Here is a 19,630-nt window from a genome sequence, read left to right as displayed (position 1 = left end):
TGGCGAATGATAACAACAAGAGCCTGAATCATGGTTGAACGAGAGCGTGTCGACAGTGCCCACATCACGCCCAGCGCCCATTACACCGGCTACGTCTGGTTCCGCCATCGGCTCGCCGAACCGGCCTTCGCCACCGTCTTCGGCCGCTGGGTACACGGCTTCGTCGCGCCGATCAACTGGGGCGCGCAGCTCGGTTTCGGGCTGAACATCGAGGATTTCCTGTTACAAAGACACCTCATGATCGACGCGCGCCTGACCCAGGCCGTCGAACGCGAGGGGGTGGTCCAGGTGGTGGAAATGGCTTGCGGACTCTCGCCGCGCGGGCGACGCTTCCGGCAACGCTATCCACAGTTGCGCTACCTGGAGGCCGACCTGCCGCCGATGGCCGCGCGCAAGGCGGCGCTGCTCCGCGAGCAGGGTTGGCTGGGCCCGGAGCACGCGGTGGCGGCCGTGGATATTCTCGCCGAGGACGGCGAACGCAGCCTCGCCGCGCTGTTCGCCGGGCTCGACCGCGAGCGCCCGCTGGTGGTGATCACCGAGGGGCTGGTGAACTATTTCCAGCGCCCGGTGATCGAGGCCTTCTGGAGTCGCCTGGCGACCGAACTTAAACGCTTCCCCCAGGGCACCTACCTGACCGACCTCTATCCCGATCTCCGCGAGCACCCGCGCTACCGGCAGATCCGCTGGGGAGTGGGGATCATCGGGCGGCTGACGCGGGGAAGCTATCCGTTGCACTACCGCAATGCCGCGGAAATCGAGGCGGCCTTCGCCCGCTGCGGCTTCGCCTCCACCCTGGTGCTCGACCCGCAGCGCGAAGGCGCCGCCCTGGGCTTGCCGCAGGGACGCCTGCCGAGCCTGGTGCGGGTGATCGAAAGCCGCACGGCATAGAGCCGCCTCTCAGGCGACCTCCGCCCGCTGCCAGGCGGCGAGGAAGGTGGCCAGTCCGGCGCTGGCCGCCGGATCGGAGTGCGGGAAGATGAAGGCGAAGCCGCCGGCGGTCGAGCGCAGGGGCAGGATGTCCAATTCCGCCAGGCCGTCGCAGCACATCCGCCAGCCGCGTTGCGGGCGGGATTCGGGCAGCTCGGCGTGCAGCCGCCCGCCGAAGTAGCCGAGTTCCACCAGTTCCGCCGCATAGACGCCGAGCTGCGGATGTTCCAGCCGAGCGTGCCCCTGGGCTGGCCGATGGCGGATCTCGAAGCGTCGCTCCAGGCCGAGCAGGCGCGTGCGTGGGATCCGCGTACTGCCCTCCGCCCGCTCCGGCAGCGCCTCGCCGCGCAGGAACGGGCCGTAGAGCCGGGCGCAGGCCTCGCGTCGTTCGAACTGGGCAAGATGGTCGGCGTCGTGGATCAGGGCGAACTCGGCGTTCCCGCAGGCATGGGCGAACACCGCATGTTCCCAGGGTTGGGTGAAATGGTCGTACTCGCCGGCGAGCACCAGGGTCGGGCAGGTCGGGTGCCGCTCGAAGCCGCCGAAGGCCAGCAGCCGCCGGCTGTTCTGCCGGTAGCGTTCGATCTCCGCCGCGGTCAGGCGTTGCAACTGGCGCAGCATGGCCTTGCGAAACACCGGGGAGACGCCGGTACGTTCCAGCTGTAGCGGGTTGATCAGGCCGGTCAGTACGCCGTGGGCGAAGGCGCTCTGGTCGCCTTCGTCGAGCCGGGCGAGCGCTTCTTCCAGCAGCAGACGCGCACCGGGTCGGCCGAATGCGGTGATGCCGGCCAGTAGCAGGCGCGCGCAGCGGCGCGGATGGCGGGCGGCGAACAGCGCGGCCAGGGCCGAGCCGTAGGACAGGCCGATGGGCATCAATGGCGGCAGGTCGAGTCGTTCGGCGAAGGCCGCGATCAGGTCGGCGAGGCCTTCCAGGTTCAGTTCCGCCGCCAGTTGCAGGTTGCCGCCCTGGCTCGGCAGGTCGAGCAGGATCACCGGATGCTCGGCGAGCAGTTCGCTGACCTCGCCGGCGAACGAGCGGAAGCTCTGGAAGGCGCCGCCCAGCAGGAGCACCGGTGGGCGCGGGTCGTCGGCGCGGGCGGCGAAGGCCTGGTAGCGCAGTTGCCAGCCGTCTAGGAGGAGAATATCCGGTTCGCTGCTCAGCGACTGCGCGCTGTAGTCGGTACGGTAGCGCATGGCGAGGCCCCGCGGTGTGTGCGTCGTTATTGTTGTTCTGCCGAGCGGGTGCCGGTGGGTGGCAGTGGCCAGGCTCGCCTCGAAGGTAAACAGAGGTAGCAATTTTGTTTACCTATCCTTCGGCCGGCGCCTGCGCCCGGGTGTCACCGTCTCGCGCACAGGCCCAGGCGCAGCGGGGCCGCCGCGTTACCGCCGGGGGTGACGGAACGCACTGTCTACCGACCGGCTGTTGCGGCTGGGCGCGCCGGGGCTGGCTCGCTATAATCGCGCATTTCCCTGACGCCAGATGCCGAGACCATGACCGAGTCCGTCCTCGACTATATGAGCCGCCTTGGCCGCGATGCCCGCGCCGCCTCGCGGCTGCTCGCGCGCGCCGCCACCGCGCAGAAGAACCGCGCCCTGCTGGCTGCGGCCGATGCGCTGGACGCCGCCCGCGCGGAGTTGTCCCGCGCCAACGAGCAGGACCTCGCCGCCGGCCGCGTCAATGGCCTGGAGCCGGCGATGCTGGACCGCCTGGCGCTGACCCCGGCGCGCATCGATGACATGATCGAGGGCCTGCGCCAGGTCGCCACGCTGCCCGACCCGATCGGCGAGATCCGCGACATGCGCTATGTGCCCTCGGGCATCCAGATCGGCAAGATGCGCGTGCCGCTGGGCGTGGTCGGGATCATCTACGAGTCGCGGCCGAACGTGACCATCGACGCTGCCAGCCTGTGCCTGAAGTCCGGCAACGCGACCATCCTGCGTGGCGGCTCCGAGGCGATCCACTCCAACCAGGCGATCGCCCGCTGCATCCAGCAGGGCCTGGCCGAGGCCGGCCTGCCGGCCGCCGCCGTGCAGGTGGTGGAAACTACCGACCGCGCGGCGGTCGGCGCGCTGATCAGCATGCCCGAGTATGTCGACGTGATAGTCCCGCGCGGCGGCAAGGGCCTGATCGAGCGTATCAGCCGCGAGGCCAAGGTGCCGGTGATCAAGCATCTGGACGGCATCTGCCACGTCTACATCGATGTCGCCGCCGACCTGGACAAGGCGATTCGCGTCGCCGACAACGCCAAGACCCAGCGCTACGCACCGTGCAACACCATGGAAACGCTGCTGGTGCATGCCGGCATCGCCGAGCAGGTGCTGCCGCCGCTGGCCACTATCTACCGCGAGAAGGGCGTGGAACTGCGCGGCGACGCCGCGACCCGCGCGCTGCTCGGCGCAGACGTGCTGGAGGCTACCGAGGAGGACTGGCGTACCGAGTACAACGCGCCGATCCTGTCGATCCGCATCGTCGACGGGCTGGACGCGGCGATCGAGCACATCAATACCTACGGCTCGCAGCACACCGACGCGATCATTACCGAGAACTTCAGCGATGCGCGGCGTTTCCTCGCCGAAGTGGATTCCGCTTCGGTGATGGTCAACGCCTCGACCCGCTTCGCCGACGGCTTCGAGTACGGCCTCGGCGCCGAGATCGGGATTTCCACCGACAAGCTGCACGCCCGCGGCCCGGTCGGCCTGGAAGGCCTGACCAGCGAGAAGTACGTCGTCTTCGGCGACGGTCACGTGCGCACCTGATGGGCAAACGTATCGGCCTGTTCGGCGGCACGTTCGACCCCGTGCATATCGGACATATGCGCAGCGCCGTGGAAATGGCCGAGCAGTTCGCCCTCGACGAACTGCGCCTGCTGCCCAATGCGCGGCCGCCGCACCGGGAAACCCCGCAGGTGTCGGCCGCGCAGCGGTTGGCGATGGTCGAGCGGGCGGTGGCGGGAGTCGAGCGATTGACGGTCGATCCCCGCGAACTGCAGCGCGACAAGCCGTCCTACACCATCGACACCCTGGAGTCGGTGCGGGCGGAGCTGGCGGCCGACGACCAGTTGTTCATGCTGATCGGCTGGGATGCCTTCTGCGGCTTGCCGACGTGGCACCGCTGGGAGGCGTTGCTGGATCACTGCCACATCGTCGTGTTGCAGCGTCCGGATGCCGACAGCGAGCCGCCGGAGTCGCTGCGCGACCTGCTGGCGGCGCGGAGCGTGGCCGACCCGCAGGCCCTGAAAGGGCCGGGCGGGCAGATCACCTTCGTCTGGCAGACGCCGCTGGCGGTGTCCGCCACCCAGATCCGCGCGCTGCTGGGTGCCGGGCGCTCCGTGCGTTTCCTGGTGCCGGACGCGGTATTGAACTACATCGAGGCGCACCACCTGTATCGGGCGCCACACTGATAAAGAAACAGAGACCGACTCAATGCAAACCGAACAACTCGTCCAAGTGGCCATCGATGCCCTGGAAGACCTCAAGGCCCAGGACATCGTGACCCTCGATGTGCGGGACAAGACCAGCGTCACCGACTACATGGTGATCGCCTGCGGCAGTTCCAGCCGTCAGGTCAAGTCGCTGGCCGACAACGTCCTGACCAAGGCCAAGGAAAACGGCGTCAAGCCCCTGGGCAGCGAAGGCCTGGAGTCCGGCGAATGGGCGCTGCTCGACCTGGGCGACGTGGTGGTCCACGTGATGCTCCCGGCGACCCGCCAGTTCTACGACCTGGAGCGCCTGTGGCAGGGCGCCGAGCAGAGCCGCGCCCAGCACCAGCCGGAAGAGTGACGCCGGCATGCGGTTGCGCCTGATCGCGGTTGGCTCGCGGATGCCTCGCTGGGTCGAGGAAGGCTGGCAGGAGTATGTCAAGCGCCTGCCGGCCGAGCTGTCCCTCGAACTGGTGGAGATCCCGCTCAATACCCGCGGCAAGAACGCCGACGTGGCGCGCCTGATCCGTCAGGAAGGCGAGGCCATGCTGGCGCGCGTGCAGCCGGGGGAACGGGTGGTGACCCTGGAGGTCGAAGGTCGGCCCTGGAGCACCGAGCAACTGGCTCGCGAACTGGATCGCTGGCGTCTCGACGCACGCACCGTGAATCTCATGGTCGGCGGCCCGGAAGGGCTGGCGCCGGAGGTCTGCGCGCGCAGCGAGCAGCGCTGGTCGCTGTCGCCGTTGACGCTGCCGCACCCGTTGGTGCGGATCCTGGTCGGCGAGCAGATCTACCGGGCCTGGACCGTATTGTCCGGGCACCCCTACCACAAATAGTCCCCAGTCCCGATGCCGCAGCCGATCCACCTGAAAGACCACGAGAAAGACGCCCGCCTGGTGCGTCGGCGCGTCATCGTCGGGGCGGTGGCGGTGGTCTTGCTGACCCTGGTGCTGGTGGCGCGCATGTACCACCTGCAGGTGACCCAGTACGAGTACCATTCGACGCTGTCGGAGAACAACCGGGTCCATGTGCAGCCGATCCCGCCGACCCGCGGGATCATCTTCGACCGCAACGGCGTGATCATCGCCGACAACCGGCCGAGCTTCAGCCTGACCATCACCCGCGAACGCACCGAGGACCTGCAGAAGACCCTCGACACGCTGGTGGAGATCCTCGGCCTGACCGAGGACGACCGGGCCATCTTCGAGAAGCGCATGAAGCAGGGGCGGCGTCCGTTCGAGCCGGTTCCCATCATGTTCGAACTCAACGAGGAACAGATCGCCCGCATCGCGGTGAACCAGTTCCGCCTGCCGGGCGTCGACGTGGCGACCCAGTTCGTCCGCCACTACCCGCTGAAGGAGCACTTCGCCCATTCGGTCGGGTACGTCGGTCGGATCAACGAGCAGGAACTGAAGAACCTCGACCCGATCAACTACAGCGGCACCCACCATATCGGCAAGACCGGCATCGAGCGCTTCTACGAGAGCGAACTGCACGGCACCGTCGGCTACGAGGAAGTCGAGACCAACGCCCGCGGGCGGGTGTTGCGGGTGCTCAAGCGCACCGACCCGATTCCCGGCAAGGACATCGTCCTGAGCATCGACAGCCGCCTGCAGGAGGCCGCCGAGAACGCCCTGGCCGGGCGGCGGGGCGCCATCGTGGCGATCCAGCCGTCCACCGGCGACGTGCTGGCGATGGTCAGCCAGCCGAGCTACGACCCCAACCTGTTCGTCACCGGCATCAGCTTCAAGGCCTATGCCGAGCTGCGCGACTCCATCGACCGGCCGCTGTACAACCGCGTTCTGCGCGGGCTCTATCCGCCAGGCTCGACGGTAAAGCCGGCGGTGGCGCTGGCCGGCCTCGACGCCGGCGTGGTCACGCCGACCTCGCGGGTGTTCGACCCCGGCTACTACCAGTTGCCCAACTACGACCACAAGTACCGTAACTGGAACCGCTACGGCGATGGCTGGGTGAGCCTGGAGTCGGCGATCTACCGGTCCAACGACACCTATTTCTACGACCTCGCGCACAAGCTGGGGATCGACCGCCTGCATGCCTTCATGAGCCGCTTCGGCTTCGGCCAGAAAGTCGCCCTGGACATGTTCGGCGAAGCCGACGGGCTGATGCCCTCGCGCGAATGGAAGCGCAAGACCCGCCGCCAGGTCTGGTACCCGGGCGAGACCCTGATCCTCGGCATCGGCCAGGGCTACATGCAGGCGACGCCGATCCAGCTGGCGCAGATGACCGCGCTGCTGGCCAACAAGGGCCACTGGATCCGCCCGCACCTGGCCAAGACCATCGACGGCCAGCCGCCGGTCGACCCCGACCCGATGCCTGACATCGTGCTGCGCGACCCGGCCAACTGGGACCGCGTCGACTACGGCATGCAGCAGGTGGTGCATGGCGCCCGCGGCACGGCGCGCAAGGTCGGCGCCACCTCGGCCTACCTGATCGCCGGCAAGAGCGGTACCGCCCAGGTGGTGGCGATCAAGCAGAACGAGCGCTACGACCGCTCCAAGCTGCTCGAGCGGCACCGCGACCACGCCCTGTTCGTCGGCTTCGCGCCGGCCAACAACCCGCAGATCGCGGTGGCGGTGATGGTGGAGAACGGCGAGTCCGGCTCCGGCGTCGCCGCCCCGGTGGTCAAGCAGGTGATGGACGCCTGGCTGCTCGACGAGCACGGCAAGCTCAAGGCCGAATACGCGGAACCCGTCGCGCCGCTCGCGGCGGCGGTGGCCAAGCCCGAACCCACGGCAGCCGAGCCGGAGGCGCCCGCCCTTGAACAGTAACTTCGACCGCACCCTGTCCAACGAAGACGTGATGCGCCGGCGCGCCAGCCTGCTGCAGCGCCTGCACATCGACGGGATTCTCCTGCTGCTGTTGCTGATCCTCGGCGCCACCGGCCTGTTCGTCCTCTATTCGGCGAGCGGCAAGAGCTGGGACATGCTGATGAAGCAGGCCACCTCGTTCGGCCTGGGACTGGGCATGATGGTGGTCATCGCCCAGATCGAGCCGCGCTTCATGGCCCGCTGGGTGCCGCTGGGCTACCTGGTGGGGGTCGCGTTGCTGGTGGTGGTCGACGTGATCGGCCACGACGCCAAGGGGGCGACGCGCTGGATCAACATCCCCGGGGTGATCCGCTTCCAGCCCTCGGAGTTCATGAAGCTGCTGATGCCGATGACGGTGGCCTGGTACCTGTCCAAGCGCAACCTGCCGCCGGGGCTCAAGCACATGGTGATCAGCCTGGCGATCATCATCACCCCGTTCGTGCTGATCCTGAAGCAGCCCGACCTCGGCACCGCCATGCTGATCCTCGCTTCCGGCGGCTTCGTGCTGTTCGTCGGCGGCCTGCGCTGGCGCTGGATCGTCGGCGCGGTGTCGGCGGCGGTGCCGATCGCCGTGGCGATGTGGTTCTTCATCATGCACGACTACCAGAAACAGCGGGTATTGACCTTCCTCGACCCGGAAAGCGACCCGCTGGGCACCGGCTGGAACATCATCCAGTCGAAGGCGGCCATCGGTTCCGGCGGGGTATTCGGCAAGGGCTGGCTGCTGGGCACCCAATCGCACCTGGATTTTTTGCCGGAAAGCCACACCGACTTTATCATTGCGGTCCTCGGCGAGGAGTTCGGCCTGGTCGGCGTCTGCCTGCTGCTGGTGCTCTACCTGCTGCTGATCAGTCGTGGCCTGGTGATCACCGCCCAGGCGCAGACGCTCTACGGCAAACTGCTGGCCGGTGGCATCACCATGACGTTTTTCGTTTATGTCTTCGTGAATATCGGTATGGTGAGCGGATTGTTGCCGGTGGTGGGGGTACCGCTGCCTTTCATTAGTTATGGCGGAACTTCGCTGGTTACCCTGTTGTCAGGGTTCGGGGTTCTGATGTCGATCCATACCCATCGGAAGTGGATCGCCCAGGTTTGAGACCAAGAGTGAAGAACGCAATGCAAGTACTGCGTACATGGGCGGCCAGGGGCGTCCAATGGGTCGGCGTAGCCGGCGTCATTGGCCTGTCCGGGGCGGCCCAGGCGGGGGACTACGACGGCTCGCCGCAAGTGGCCGAGTTCGTCAGCGAAATGACCCGCGACTACGGCTTCGCCGGAGAGCAGCTGATGGGGCTGTTCCGCGACGTGAACCGCAAGCAGTCGATCCTCGATGCGATCTCGCGCCCGGCCGAGCGGGTCAAGCAGTGGAAGGAATACCGGCCGATCTTCATCAGCGACGCGCGCATCAGTCGTGGCGTCGACTTCTGGAACAAGCATGCCGAAGACCTGGCGCGGGCGGAGAAGGAATACGGCGTGCCGGCCGAGATCATCGTCTCGATCATCGGCGTGGAAACCTTCTTCGGCCGCAACACCGGCAGCTACCGGGTGATGGACGCGCTGTCCACCCTCGGCTTCGACTACCCGCCGCGGGCCGACTTCTTCCGCAAGGAGTTGCGCGAGTTCCTCCTGCTCGCCCGCGAACAGCAGGTCGACCCGCTCAGCCTGACCGGCTCCTACGCCGGCGCCATGGGCCTGCCGCAATTCATGCCGAGCAGCTTCCGCGCCTACGCGGTGGACTTCGACGGCGATGGCCACATCAATATCTGGAGCGACCCGACCGACGCCATCGGCAGCGTCGCCAGCTACTTCAAGCAGCACGGCTGGGTCACCGGCGAGCCGGTGGTCTCGGTGGCCGAGATCAACGACGAGAGCGCCGAGAGCGCGGTGACCAGGGGCGTCGACCCGACCATGAGCCTGGGCGAGTTGCGTGCCCGCGGCTGGCGCACCCACGATGCGCTGCGCGACGAGCAGAAGGTCACGGCGATGCGTTTCGTCGGCGACAAGGGCATCGAGTATTGGGTCGGTTTGCCGAACTTCTACGTGATCACCCGCTATAATCGCAGCGCCATGTATGCCATGGCGGTTTATCAGCTGGCGGGCGAGATTGCCCGCGCGCGAGGTGCCCATTGAGCAAGCGTGTCCGCTCCTCCCTGATCCTGCCCGCCGTCTGCGGCCTCGGGCTGGCGGCCGTGCTGTTGAGCAGTTGCTCCAGCAAGGCGCCCCAGCAGCCGGCCAGGCAGGCGGGCATTTCCGGGCCGGGCGACTATTCCCGTCCGCATCGCGACGGCGCCCCCTGGTGGGACGTCGACGTGTCGCGGATCCCCGATGCGGTGCCGATGCCGCACAACGGTTCGGTGAAGGCAAACCCCTACACCGTGCTGGGCAAGACCTACTACCCGATGAACGATGCGCGGGCCTACCGGATGGTCGGCACCGCGTCCTGGTACGGCACCAAGTTCCACGGCCAGGCCACCGCCAACGGCGAGACCTACGACCTCTACGGCATGACCGCCGCGCACAAGACCCTGCCGTTGCCGAGCTATGTGCGGGTGACCAACCTGGACAACGGCAAGAGCGTGATCGTCCGCGTCAACGACCGCGGCCCGTTCTATTCCGACCGGGTCATCGACCTGTCCTTCGCCGCGGCGAAGAAGCTCGGCTATGCCGAGACCGGCACCGCGCGGGTCAAGGTCGAAGGCATCGACCCGGTGCAATGGTGGGCCCAGCGCGGCCGGCCGGCGCCGATGGTCCTGGCGCAGCCCAAGCAGGCGGTGGCCCAGGCCGTTCCCGCCGCGGCGCAGACGCAGGCGGTGGCGATGGCCCAGCCGATCGAGACCTATACCCCGCCGCCGACGCAGCACGCCGCCGCCGTGCTGCCGGTGCAGATCGACTCAAAAAAAAACGCTTCATTACCAGCCGATGGCCTGTATCTCCAGGTGGGCGCCTTCGCCAACCCGGATGCGGCGGAACTGCTGAAGGCCAAGCTGAGCAGCGTGACGGCTGCTCCGGTATTTATCAGCTCGGTCGTGCGCAACCAGCAGATACTGCACCGGGTGCGGCTGGGACCGATCGGTTCGGCGGACGAGGCTAGCCGCACCCAGGACAGCATCCGCGTGGCCAACCTTGGCCAGCCGACGCTGGTACGCCCCGACTGAGCGCCTACTCACGCAGGGAATTCCCGCAAGGGATTGTTTGACCATTGGTAGAACCAGAGAGACGGATGAACATCACCACTATCGCGAAACGCTTGTCACTGCTTGTCCTGTTCATCGCCCCTACGGCTGGCTGGGCTGCTGAATCCATGGTTCCGGCGCCGCCGCAACTGGCCGCCAAGTCGTACGTCCTGATGGACGGCGAGAGCGGCCAGGTTCTGGTCGAGAACAATGGCGACCAGCGCCTGCCGCCGGCCAGCCTGACCAAACTGATGACCGCCTACATCGCCACCAAGGAGATCGAGGCCGGCCGCATCGGCGAAAACGATCTGGTCACCGTCAGCGAACATGCCTGGCGCACCGGCGGTTCGCGGATGTTCATCAAGGTCGGTAGCCAGGTCTCGGTGAGCGACCTGTTGCATGGCATCATCATCCAGTCCGGCAACGACGCCAGCGTCGCCCTGGCCGAGCATATCGCCGGCAGCGAAGACGCCTTCGCCGACATGATGAACACCACCGCGCAGAAGCTGGGCCTGACCAACTCCCACTTCATGGACGCCACCGGCCTGCCCAACCCGGACCACTATTCCTCCGCCCGCGACATGGCGGTGCTGGCCCGCGCGATCATCTACGGCGAGCCGAGCCACTACGCGATCTACGCGCAGAAGGAATTCCTCTGGAACAACATCAAGCAGCCGAACCGCAACCTGCTGCTGTGGCGCGACAAGACCGTCGACGGCCTGAAGACCGGCCACACCGACGAAGCCGGCTACTGCCTGGTGGCTTCCGCGGTACGCGACGGCCAGCGCATGATCGCCGTGGTGTTCGGCACCAACAGCGAGCAGGCCCGCGCCGCCGAGACCCAGAAGCTGCTGACCTATGGCTTCCGCTTCTTCGAAAGCCGCAACTTCTACAAGAAGGGCACCGAGCTGACCAAGGGCCTGGTCTGGAAGGGGTCCGAGCATGAAGTGAAAGCCGGCCTCGCCGAAGACCTGACCATGACCCTGCCGCGCGGCCAGATGCAGAAGCTGCAGGCCAGCATGGTCCTGGAGCCGCAGCTGATGGCGCCGATCCAGCAGGGCCAGGTGATCGGCAAGGTGGAAGTGAAGCTGGACGACAAGGTCATCCGCAGCGCCGACCTGGTCGCCCTCAACGCCGTCGAGGAGGGTGGTTTCTTCCGCCGCCTGTGGGATAGCATCCGCCTGTTCTTCTACGGTTTGTTCAACTGACCGACCGGCGCCCGCCCGCTCATGAGGCCAGCGGGCGCCCGTCCCCGCGGACCACGGGTCCGCCGCCGCCATGACCGATACCCCTGACGTTCAACCCCCGAAAATCGAATTCCCCTGCGAGCGCTATCCGATCAAGGTGATCGGCGACGCCGGCGAAGGTTTCTCCGACCTGGTCGTGGAAATCATCCAGCGCCACGCGCCGGATCTCGACGTCGAGACCCTGGTGGTCCGCGACAGCAGCAAGGGGCGCTTCCTCTCGGTGCAGGTGCTGATCACCGCCACCGATGTCGACCAACTGCAAGCCATCCATAACGACCTGCGCGCGACCGGACGCGTGCACATGGTGCTCTGATGGGACTCGAGCTGGGCTTCCGTGAGCTCGGCGAGGTTCCCTACGAACCGACCTGGCATGCCATGCAGCGCTTCGTTGCCGAACGCGACAAATCGGTAATGGACGAAGCCTGGCTGTTGCAGCACCCTGCGGTCTTCACCCAGGGGCAGGCCGGCAAGGCGGAGCATGTGCTGTTCCCCGGCGACATCCCGGTGATCCAGGTAGATCGCGGCGGCCAGGTGACCTACCACGGCCCCGGCCAGTTGGTCACCTACCTCCTGCTCGATGTCCGCCGCCTGGGACTGGGCGTGCGCGAGCTGGTCAGCCGGATCGAGCAGAGCCTGATCGGCCTGCTGGCGTCCTATGACGTGCAGGCCGTGGCCAAGCCGGACGCGCCGGGTGTCTACGTCGACGGGGCGAAGATCGCCTCCCTCGGCCTGCGCATCCGCAACGGCTGTTCCTTCCATGGCCTGGCGCTGAACCTGGACATGGACCTGCGACCGTTCCAACGAATCAATCCCTGCGGCTACGCCGGGATGCCCATGACCCAACTGCGCGACCTGGTTGGGCCGGTGGATTTTGCCGAGGTGTGTACCCGATTGCGCGCTGAGCTCGTCTCACGCCTTGGCTACGCTGAACAGAAGACCCTTACGGGCGGGATCGAACTGACATGAGCACTGTTGTGGAGAAGTCCGGAGAAGCCAAGCCGGGCAAGGTGGAAGTCGGCGTGAAGCTGCGCGGCGCGGAAAAGGTCGCGCGGATTCCGGTGAAGATCATTCCCACCGAGGAACTGCCGAAGAAACCCGACTGGATCCGCGTGCGCATCCCGGTTTCCCCCGAGGTCGACCGCATCAAGCAACTGCTGCGCAAGCACAAGCTGCACAGCGTCTGCGAAGAGGCGTCCTGCCCGAACCTGGGCGAGTGCTTCTCCGGCGGCACCGCGACCTTCATGATCATGGGCGATATCTGCACCCGGCGCTGCCCGTTCTGCGACGTCGGCCATGGCCGGCCGAAGCCGCTGGACGTCGACGAGCCGACCAACCTGGCCATCGCCATTGCCGACCTGCGGCTGAAGTACGTGGTGATCACCTCGGTGGACCGCGACGACCTGCGCGACGGCGGCGCCCAGCACTTCGCCGACTGCCTGCGCGAGATCCGCAAGCTGTCGCCGGGGATCCAGCTGGAAACCCTGGTGCCCGACTATCGCGGTCGCATGGACATCGCCCTGGAGATCACCGCCAACGAGCCGCCGGACGTGTTCAACCATAACCTGGAGACGGTGCCGCGCCTGTACCGATCCTCGCGGCCGGGCTCGGACTTCGAGTGGTCGCTGGACCTGCTGCAGAAGTTCAAGCAGATGGTTCCGCACGTACCGACCAAGTCCGGGCTGATGCTCGGCCTGGGCGAGACCGACGACGAGGTCATCGAGGTCATGCAGCGGATGCGCGAGCACGACATCGACATGCTGACCCTCGGCCAGTACCTGCAGCCGTCGCGCAACCACCTGCCGGTGCAGCGCTTCGTGCATCCGGATACCTTCGCCTGGTTCGCCGAGGAAGGCGAGAAGATGGGCTTCAAGAATGTCGCGTCCGGCCCGCTGGTGCGTTCGTCCTACCATGCCGACCAGCAGGCGCACGGCAACAAGATCGGCTGATCGACGCTGCGCCAATGCCCTCCGACGCCGCGTCCCCGTGCAGGGACGCGGCGTTTTTCATTGGGCAGCCACGAAGCCTCTTCGGGCGTAGGACGAACAACCGCATGGGGTTATACGCCGGCGCGTAGGTGAATGCCGTTTGCGCTCATCCCTGCGCGGTAACGAAGCGACTGCGCTGGCCGAGTTGCCGCACCGCCTCGATCAGTGCCTCGGCCGCCAGGCTGGGTTGGCGCGAGAAGGCGTAGAAGCGCGCCTCCGGCAGCGTCGGAAAACCCTGTTCCGGGCCCAGTTCGCGCAGCCCCTCGCGCATCTGGCTGCGCGCCACCACCGTCACGGCGAAACCGGCCAGCGCGGCGGACAGGCAGCCGGCCATACTGGCGCTCTCGAACACCAGGCGCCAGGGGCGCGCAGCGGCGCCGAGTGCTGTGATTGCCGCTTCGCGGTAGACGCAGGGTTCGGGGAACAGCGCCAGCGGCAGCGGTTCGCCCGTAGGCAGCTCGATCACGGTCGCCGCGGCCCAGACCAGCGGTTCTTCCCAGAGCAGTTCGCCGTCGTCTCCGACCCGCCGGCACTGCTTGCCGAACACCACGTCGGTGCGCCCCTGGGCCTGCTGGCGGAGCAGGTCAGTGGTGATACCGACCTTGAGTTCGATGGATGCTTCGGGGTGCCAGCGGCGAAAGCGTTGCAGGACGCGTGGTAGCCAGGCGCTGGCAAAGTCCTCCGAAGCGCCGATGCGCAGGCGGTCGCGGATCGGCGTGCCGTGCAGCCTGGCGCGGGCCTCGCGCTCCAGCTCGACGATGTTGCGGGCATAGGCGTAGAGCGTCTCGCCCGCCTGGGTCAGCTCCAGGCGGCGGGTGGTGCGGCTGAGCAGGCTGACGCCGGCTGTCTGTTCCAGGCGCTTGATATGCCCGCTGACTGCGGAGGGGGTGAGCGCGAGATTGTCCGCGGCGAGAGCGAAGCCGCCGCTGTCGACCACTTCGAGAAAGGAACGCAACAACACGATATCCAGGGATTGGGAGGTGGGGACGGCAAGCTCCATGAGGTCTTCCATTCATCTCGTTTCATGAATAGTAGACGCTAACTATTCATGAATCACGCTTGGCAAGCGTCCTAGGATGTCCCTTCGCTTTCTCTTGGAGAGGTCCGATGAGCCGCTATGCCTTCGTTTCCACCGATGTCCTGGATATCGGCTACCTGGAGTGGAATCCGCAGGGGGCGCGCAGCGCCGTCCTGTTGCACGGTTGGCCGGACAGCCCGCATGCCTGGAAAGACCTGGCGAAGTCCCTGGCGGACGCCGGCTATCGGGTGCTGGCACCAGCCCTCCGGGGATTCGCCCCGACCCGCTTCCGCGATGCGTCCACTCCGCGCAGCGGGCAACTGGCGGCTCTGGCTTGCGATCTGCTGGCATTCGTCGACAGCCTGGAATTGCAACGTCCCCTGCTGGTCGGCCATGACTGGGGGGCTCGCGCGGTGGCCAGCGCCTGCGGACTGCGCGAGGGCGTCGCCTCGCACCTGGTGATGCTCTCGGTGGGGTACGCCAGCAACGATCCGCAGCAAGTTCTTTCCCTGTCGCAGGCCCGTAGCTTCTGGTACCAGTGGTTCATGGCTACGCCACGCGGAGAGCGCGCGCTGCGCGAGGAGGGCGAGGCGTTCGCCCGGCAGATGTGGGACACCTGGTCGCCGCCGGGATGGTATGCCGAGCGCGATTTCCAGGAGGCCGCCCAGGCCTTCTCCGGGCCGGACTGGGTCGCCGTGGTGCTGCACTATTACCGGCATCGCTGGGGCTTCGTCGCGGGGGAGCCGCGCTACGGGGCGGCGGAACAGCGCCTGCTCCCGGCACCGCGCCTGGCGCTGCCGACCCTGGTGCTGCATGGCGGCGCGGACGCCTGCACCCACCCCGACGGCTCCCGCGGACGCGAGCACTACTTCAGCGGGCGTTACCAGCGGCTGGTGCTGGAGGGCGTCGGCCATTTTCCGCAGCGCGAGGCGGCCACCCAGGTGGCGGACGCGATCCTGCGGTTCTGTACGGATGACTAGGTCCTGGACGCCGCAGCGGCGGATAACGCCCATGCGTTATCCGCCCTACGAATCGGTGCGGAAGGTCTGCTCGGTGGGACGAATAACCGCGTCGCGGTTATCCGCCGATGGGGCGGGGGGACGGCGGATAATTCGCCCTGCGAACCGGTGTGCCGCGAGCGGTCGCGCCGGACGTGGGGCCGTAAGCTCCGCCGGCGGCCCTATGGCGTCCGCAGGCGGTCGAGCAGCGCCGGGGTCGGATAGCCGTCCGCCGGCCAGCCGAACTCCTGCTGGCAGGCGCGGATCGCCTTGCGCGTATTGGCGCCGATGATGCCATCCACCGCGCCCGGATCGTGTCCGCGGGCGGCCAGTTGCCGTTGCAGCTCGATGCGCTGCGAGCGGCTCAGCGGAACATCCTCCAGTGGCCAGGCGCCGACTATCCGGCCGCCGCCCTTGAAGCTGTCGGCGAGCAGGCCGACGGCCAGGGCGTAGGCGCTGGAGTTGTTGTACTTGAGGATGGCGCGGAAGTTGTGCAGCACCAGGAAGGCCGGGCCGCGGTGCCCGGCCGGCAGCAGCAGCGAGGCCTGTTCGCCGGAGAGTCCGGAGGGCAGAGGGCCGCCGTTGACGCCTTGTACGCCCATCCCTTGCCATTCGCCCAGGGGCTTGCGGATGGTGAGTTCCGCCAGGGAATAGTCGAAACCTGCCGGCAGGCGGACTTCGAAACCCCAGGGTTGTCCGGCGATCCAGCCGGAGGCTTTCAGGTAGTTGGCGGTGGAGGCCAGGGCGTCGCCGGGCGAGCCCCAGATGTCACGCTTGCCGTCGCCGTCGAAGTCCACGGCATACTGGTTGTAGGTGGTCGGGATGAACTGGGTCTGGCCCATGGCGCCGGCCCAGGAGCCGATCATGAAGGAGGCCGGAACGTCGCCGTGCTGGAGGATCTTCAGGGCGGCGAGCAACTGGGCGTGGGCGAATTCCGGGCGGCGTCCTTCATAGGCGAGGGTCGCCAGGGAGCGGATCACGTTCCTGTTGCCCATGTGCGAACCGTAGTTGCTCTCCATGCCCCAGATCGCCACCACCGCATCCGCATCCACCGCATAGCGCGCGTCGACTTCGCCGAGGATGCGCGCATGCTGCGCCAGGCGCGCCTGGCCCTGGCGAACGCGCAGCGGATCGAGGGCGCCTTCCAGGTACTTCCATACCGGTCGGGTGAATTCCGGCTGGCTGCGGTCGGCTTCGACCACGGCGGGATCGGGCTGGACGCCGGCGAAGGCGCGATCGAAGGTCTGCGCATCGATTCCACCGGCCAGCGCCTGTTGACGGAAGGCGTCGCGCCACTGTTCGAAGCTTTGCCCAGGCTGGGCCTCGTTCGGCGCGCCAGCGGGCACCGAGGCGGCCGGGCCGGCGCCGGAGAAGGGCGCCTTGGTCTGCAGGGGAGCGGCAGGCTGGTTGTATTCGACTGTCGGATTCTTCTGCGCGCACGCGCTGGAGAGGCCAAGCCCCATGGCGACGACGGTGCTGCCCAGCAGCCCGCTCACCTTCAGCAGGGCGGATCGTTCGGGGTTACGCATTGCTCTCCTCAGCAGGGTCCTCGGGACGGGCCACCTTAGCACGCCGGCCAGGACGCGTCTGCCGTCGTTGGACGCGCCGGCGGGGCCCCGGGTTCGCCAATGTGGTTGCATCGGCGCGGTGGATATCGTTCGCCATATGTTCGGTTACTGCCGGGCGGCCAATGGTTTCGTCCGTATCGCTCCGCCGCCTGTCGAAGCCTCGCGGCGCCCCGGTCCGGGATCGGAGGCGGGACGCAGGGTATGCCCGAGGCATTCGTCTTCTGCTTCCTGGTCTTCGTTCTGCACGACATCGCTATCCGCTTCGGCGCCGGCATCGAATACCCGAACCTGGCTCTCGCGCTGCCGTGGCCAGAGGACTGCCAGTAGGCGTCGAGGCTGCGGATCGTGATGGAGGAACCATCGATTTTTCACCCAACCCGATGAGACCACGTCCAGTACGCTGGCGATGGTGTGCCCATGGGCACATGGTGGCGGTGAGCTTGGTCTTGTCGAAAGGGCTTCGGGGGATGGCGGGGCGTGTGGGAGAGGCAGGGCGTTGCGGGAAGAATGGACCAGCGGCTGTTTCAGGCCGCCATAACGAAAGAAGCCTCCCAGTTACGGGAGGCTTCGCGGCGGTAGCTGCCTTTGCCTTTCTTCGCCTGTTCCTGGCGGCTGCGGAACAGTGGCTGGGCGACCAGGGATTTGGCCTTGTTCGGCCGCTTGCTTTTCTTTGCCATGGCATAGGTCCTCGAAGGTGATCGGGCTGGCGTTCGCCAGCGCGCGCATCATCTGCCTGTCGCCGTGGATTGTCCAGTGCCGGTTGCGCCTTCAGGCTGCCGGCAGGCCGAGACGCTGGCCGGCGAGGGTCAGGGCGAGAAGCGAGAGACCGCTCCAGGGGCTGCCGGGTGCCTGTCCCTTGATCTGTGCGTCGATCAACTGGGCATCCCGCAGCATCTGGTTCCAGCGGCTGCTGGAGTGGCGTTGCAGGGCACGGGTCAGCAGCGGACGGCGCTTGTCCCAGACCGGTGGACGCGCCTGGGCGAAGGCTTTCTCCAGCGGGATGCCCTGGCCGTATTGCTGGGCCAGGCCAGCCAGCAGGCGGATCTCGCGGGCCAGGCCCCAGAGGATCACCGGCGGCTCGATGCCTTCGCCGCGCAGTCCTTCCAGGATGCGCAGGGCGTGGGCCGCTTCACCGCCAAGAGCTGCGTCGATCAGGCCGAAGACATCGAAGCGTGCGCTGTCGGCGACCGCGGCCTGTACGGTGGCGGCGTCGATCTGGTTGCCCTCGGCGAGCAGCTTGAGCTTTTCGATTTCCTGGGCGGCGGCGAGCAGGTTGCCTTCCACGCGCGCGGCGATCAGCTCCAGGGCTTCGGGGCTGGCGGACAGGCCGGCCTGGGACAGGCGCTGGCGAATCCACTGCGGCAACTGGTGGACGTCGACCGGCCAGACCTGGATGAACTGCGCGGCGTTGCCATCGATCAGGGCCTTGGCCCACTTGGTCTTCTGCGTGCTGCCATCGAGCTTGGGCAGGCTGAGCAGGAGCACGGTGTCTTCCGGCGGCCGTTGCAGGTATTCCTGGAGAATCGCCGCGCCTTTGTCGCCGGGCTTGCCGGAGGGCAGGCGCAGTTCGATCAGGCGCTTCTCGGCGAACAGCGACAGGCTGGCGCCGGCCTCCAGCAGCAGGCCCCAATCGAAGTTGGCTTCGGCATTGAATACCTGGCGCTCGCCGAAGTCGCGCTCGCGGCAGGCCTGGCGAATGGCATCGCAGGCTTCCTGGCAGAGCAGCGGTTCATCGCCGCTGACGACATAGACGGGCGCCAGGGGGCCCTGGAGGTGCTTGGCGAGTTGCGCGGGAGTCAGCTTCATAGGAGAAGACGGGGCCGGCGAAACCGGCCCCGGGGCATCACGGGGTGGGGAACTCGATCGGCGACTGCTGCGGCTCGGCGGCGCGGCGCTGGCGCTCCGCCTCGTCGGCGGCGCGCAGGGCTTCGGCTTCCGCCTTGGCCTTGGCTTCTGCCTGGCGCTGGGCTTCGTCGAGTTGCGCCGGGGTCAGCGCCTGGAGGCGCATGGACAACTGCTGGATCAGGTCGCGCCGCATCTCGCTGCGCAGCTGCGCGGCTTCCTGGTCGGAACCGATCAGGTTGTTTTCGTCGTGCACGTAGACCTTCTGCACCTGTACCTGGTTGCTCATCAGGACCAGGTCGTTGGCGCCGACGATCTCGTAGTTGATCGTATTGGTCAGCTCGAACTCCGCGCCGCGCGCGGAACCGGTGTAGCTGACGGTGCGCTGCTGGTTGTCCTCGCGGACCAGCACCAGGTGGTAGGGCGCGTTGCTGGTGACCTTCACGCCGCTGTTTTCCAGGGTTTCCTTCAGTTCGCGTACGGTCGGGCCGTAGGCGTTGCGCGCGGACACGTCGATTTCCTTGAGCGCGAATTGCGCATCGCCCAGGCCGCGCAGTTGGAAGCCGCAGGCGGCCAGCAGGGTGGTCATACCGATCAGCGCGGCGCTGGTCAGGATACGTTTCATCAA

The 19,630-nt window shown here is 67.1% G+C and carries 21 protein-coding genes; 15 read left to right on the top strand and 6 right to left on the bottom strand.

Annotated elements, in window-relative coordinates; genetic code table 11:
- Nucleotides 1-30: 30 nt before the first annotated feature.
- The gene (locus HMPREF2886_RS04155) at nucleotides 31-888 is read left to right on the top strand and encodes a class I SAM-dependent methyltransferase (RefSeq protein WP_003093206.1); all 858 of its coding nucleotides are present in this window, start codon (nucleotides 31-33) and stop codon (nucleotides 886-888) included.
- Nucleotides 889-897: 9 nt separating this feature from the next.
- On the opposite strand, the gene HMPREF2886_RS04150 is transcribed toward HMPREF2886_RS04155, so the two are convergent.
- Nucleotides 898-2,121, bottom strand: coding sequence for an alpha/beta fold hydrolase (locus tag HMPREF2886_RS04150; protein WP_033972327.1), 1,224 nt, complete (start codon nucleotides 2,119-2,121; stop codon nucleotides 898-900).
- Between the two features lie 297 nt (nucleotides 2,122-2,418).
- Here HMPREF2886_RS04150 and HMPREF2886_RS04145 point away from each other — a divergent pair, with 297 nt between their 5' ends.
- The 12 genes from HMPREF2886_RS04145 (at nucleotide 2,419) to lipA (ending at nucleotide 13,537) form a co-directional block, all read left to right on the top strand.
- The gene (locus tag HMPREF2886_RS04145) at nucleotides 2,419-3,684 is read left to right on the top strand and encodes a glutamate-5-semialdehyde dehydrogenase (RefSeq protein ID WP_033972329.1); all 1,266 of its coding nucleotides are present in this window, start codon (nucleotides 2,419-2,421) and stop codon (nucleotides 3,682-3,684) included.
- Nucleotides 3,684-4,328, top strand: coding sequence for a nicotinate-nucleotide adenylyltransferase (nadD, locus tag HMPREF2886_RS04140; protein WP_003093199.1), 645 nt, complete (start codon nucleotides 3,684-3,686; stop codon nucleotides 4,326-4,328). Before HMPREF2886_RS04145 ends, nadD begins: the two co-directional genes overlap by 1 nt.
- A 22-nt stretch (nucleotides 4,329-4,350) precedes the next feature.
- Complete coding sequence (gene rsfS / locus HMPREF2886_RS04135; RefSeq protein ID WP_003100305.1) at nucleotides 4,351-4,707, top strand: ribosome silencing factor; 357 nt, start codon at nucleotides 4,351-4,353, stop codon at nucleotides 4,705-4,707.
- 7 nt (nucleotides 4,708-4,714) lie between these two features.
- A complete protein-coding gene (gene rlmH / locus HMPREF2886_RS04130) occupies nucleotides 4,715-5,182 on the top strand; it encodes a 23S rRNA (pseudouridine(1915)-N(3))-methyltransferase RlmH (RefSeq protein ID WP_003093193.1) in 468 nt (155 codons plus the stop codon).
- 12 nt (nucleotides 5,183-5,194) lie between these two features.
- The gene (mrdA, locus tag HMPREF2886_RS04125) at nucleotides 5,195-7,135 is read left to right on the top strand and encodes a penicillin-binding protein 2 (protein ID WP_003093191.1); all 1,941 of its coding nucleotides are present in this window, start codon (nucleotides 5,195-5,197) and stop codon (nucleotides 7,133-7,135) included.
- A gap of 31 nt (nucleotides 7,136-7,166) precedes the next feature.
- The gene (gene rodA, locus HMPREF2886_RS04120) at nucleotides 7,167-8,270 is read left to right on the top strand and encodes a rod shape-determining protein RodA (protein ID WP_003114090.1); all 1,104 of its coding nucleotides are present in this window, start codon (nucleotides 7,167-7,169) and stop codon (nucleotides 8,268-8,270) included.
- 8 nt (nucleotides 8,271-8,278) lie between these two features.
- The gene (gene mltB, locus HMPREF2886_RS04115; protein WP_073649646.1) at nucleotides 8,279-9,301 is read left to right on the top strand and encodes a lytic murein transglycosylase B; all 1,023 of its coding nucleotides are present in this window, start codon (nucleotides 8,279-8,281) and stop codon (nucleotides 9,299-9,301) included.
- Entirely contained in the window at nucleotides 9,298-10,326 is a 1,029-nt protein-coding gene (gene rlpA, locus HMPREF2886_RS04110; protein WP_052151951.1) for a septal ring lytic transglycosylase RlpA, read from the top strand. The genes mltB and rlpA overlap by 4 nt, the downstream gene beginning before the upstream one ends.
- A gap of 65 nt (nucleotides 10,327-10,391) precedes the next feature.
- Nucleotides 10,392-11,552, top strand: a complete 1,161-nt coding sequence (locus HMPREF2886_RS04105) for a D-alanyl-D-alanine carboxypeptidase family protein (RefSeq protein ID WP_003093182.1) — start codon at nucleotides 10,392-10,394, stop codon at nucleotides 11,550-11,552.
- A gap of 70 nt (nucleotides 11,553-11,622) precedes the next feature.
- Nucleotides 11,623-11,904 (top strand): DUF493 domain-containing protein, encoded by a 282-nt coding sequence (locus HMPREF2886_RS04100; protein WP_003100311.1) that lies wholly within the window; start codon nucleotides 11,623-11,625, stop codon nucleotides 11,902-11,904.
- The gene (lipB, locus tag HMPREF2886_RS04095) at nucleotides 11,904-12,557 is read left to right on the top strand and encodes a lipoyl(octanoyl) transferase LipB (protein WP_003093177.1); all 654 of its coding nucleotides are present in this window, start codon (nucleotides 11,904-11,906) and stop codon (nucleotides 12,555-12,557) included. The genes HMPREF2886_RS04100 and lipB overlap by 1 nt, the downstream gene beginning before the upstream one ends.
- Nucleotides 12,554-13,537 carry a lipoyl synthase gene (gene lipA, locus HMPREF2886_RS04090; RefSeq protein ID WP_003119196.1) on the top strand — a complete coding sequence of 328 codons (984 nt, stop codon included), beginning with the start codon at nucleotides 12,554-12,556 and terminating at the stop codon, nucleotides 13,535-13,537. Before lipB ends, lipA begins: the two co-directional genes overlap by 4 nt.
- 145 nt (nucleotides 13,538-13,682) lie before the next feature.
- Here the strand turns inward: lipA and HMPREF2886_RS04085 are convergent, their stop codons facing one another.
- Nucleotides 13,683-14,576 carry a LysR family transcriptional regulator gene (locus HMPREF2886_RS04085; RefSeq protein ID WP_079394881.1) on the bottom strand — a complete coding sequence of 298 codons (894 nt, stop codon included), beginning with the start codon at nucleotides 14,574-14,576 and terminating at the stop codon, nucleotides 13,683-13,685.
- Nucleotides 14,577-14,683: 107 nt separating this feature from the next.
- Between HMPREF2886_RS04085 and HMPREF2886_RS04080 the strand changes: the two genes are divergently transcribed.
- Nucleotides 14,684-15,574, top strand: coding sequence for an alpha/beta fold hydrolase (locus tag HMPREF2886_RS04080; RefSeq protein ID WP_039026998.1), 891 nt, complete (start codon nucleotides 14,684-14,686; stop codon nucleotides 15,572-15,574).
- 200 nt (nucleotides 15,575-15,774) lie between these two features.
- Here the strand turns inward: HMPREF2886_RS04080 and HMPREF2886_RS04075 are convergent, their stop codons facing one another.
- Nucleotides 15,775-17,121 (bottom strand): lytic murein transglycosylase, encoded by a 1,347-nt coding sequence (locus HMPREF2886_RS04075; RefSeq protein ID WP_039026997.1) that lies wholly within the window; start codon nucleotides 17,119-17,121, stop codon nucleotides 15,775-15,777.
- A gap of 240 nt (nucleotides 17,122-17,361) precedes the next feature.
- Between HMPREF2886_RS04075 and HMPREF2886_RS34930 the strand changes: the two genes are divergently transcribed.
- The gene (locus tag HMPREF2886_RS34930; protein WP_256562485.1) at nucleotides 17,362-17,487 is read left to right on the top strand and encodes a hypothetical protein; all 126 of its coding nucleotides are present in this window, start codon (nucleotides 17,362-17,364) and stop codon (nucleotides 17,485-17,487) included.
- 197 nt (nucleotides 17,488-17,684) lie between these two features.
- Here the strand turns inward: HMPREF2886_RS34930 and arfA are convergent, their stop codons facing one another.
- The 3 genes from arfA to lptE all read right to left on the bottom strand — a co-directional run bounded on the left by arfA (nucleotide 17,685) and on the right by lptE (nucleotide 19,627).
- The gene (gene arfA, locus HMPREF2886_RS04065) at nucleotides 17,685-17,837 is read right to left on the bottom strand and encodes an alternative ribosome-rescue factor A (RefSeq protein ID WP_003093169.1); all 153 of its coding nucleotides are present in this window, start codon (nucleotides 17,835-17,837) and stop codon (nucleotides 17,685-17,687) included.
- Nucleotides 17,838-17,928: 91 nt separating this feature from the next.
- Entirely contained in the window at nucleotides 17,929-18,966 is a 1,038-nt protein-coding gene (gene holA / locus HMPREF2886_RS04060; RefSeq protein WP_039026996.1) for a DNA polymerase III subunit delta, read from the bottom strand.
- A 37-nt stretch (nucleotides 18,967-19,003) separates the two neighbouring features.
- Nucleotides 19,004-19,627 carry an LPS-assembly lipoprotein LptE gene (gene lptE, locus HMPREF2886_RS04055; protein WP_003100322.1) on the bottom strand — a complete coding sequence of 208 codons (624 nt, stop codon included), beginning with the start codon at nucleotides 19,625-19,627 and terminating at the stop codon, nucleotides 19,004-19,006.
- Between the last annotated feature and the right edge of the window lie 3 nt (nucleotides 19,628-19,630).

It is taken from the genome of Pseudomonas sp. HMSC066A08 (assembly GCF_001813025.1).
Classification (GTDB): Bacteria; Pseudomonadota; Gammaproteobacteria; order Pseudomonadales; family Pseudomonadaceae; genus Pseudomonas; species Pseudomonas aeruginosa.
This window is presented reverse-complemented; position numbering and strand designations above follow the sequence as displayed.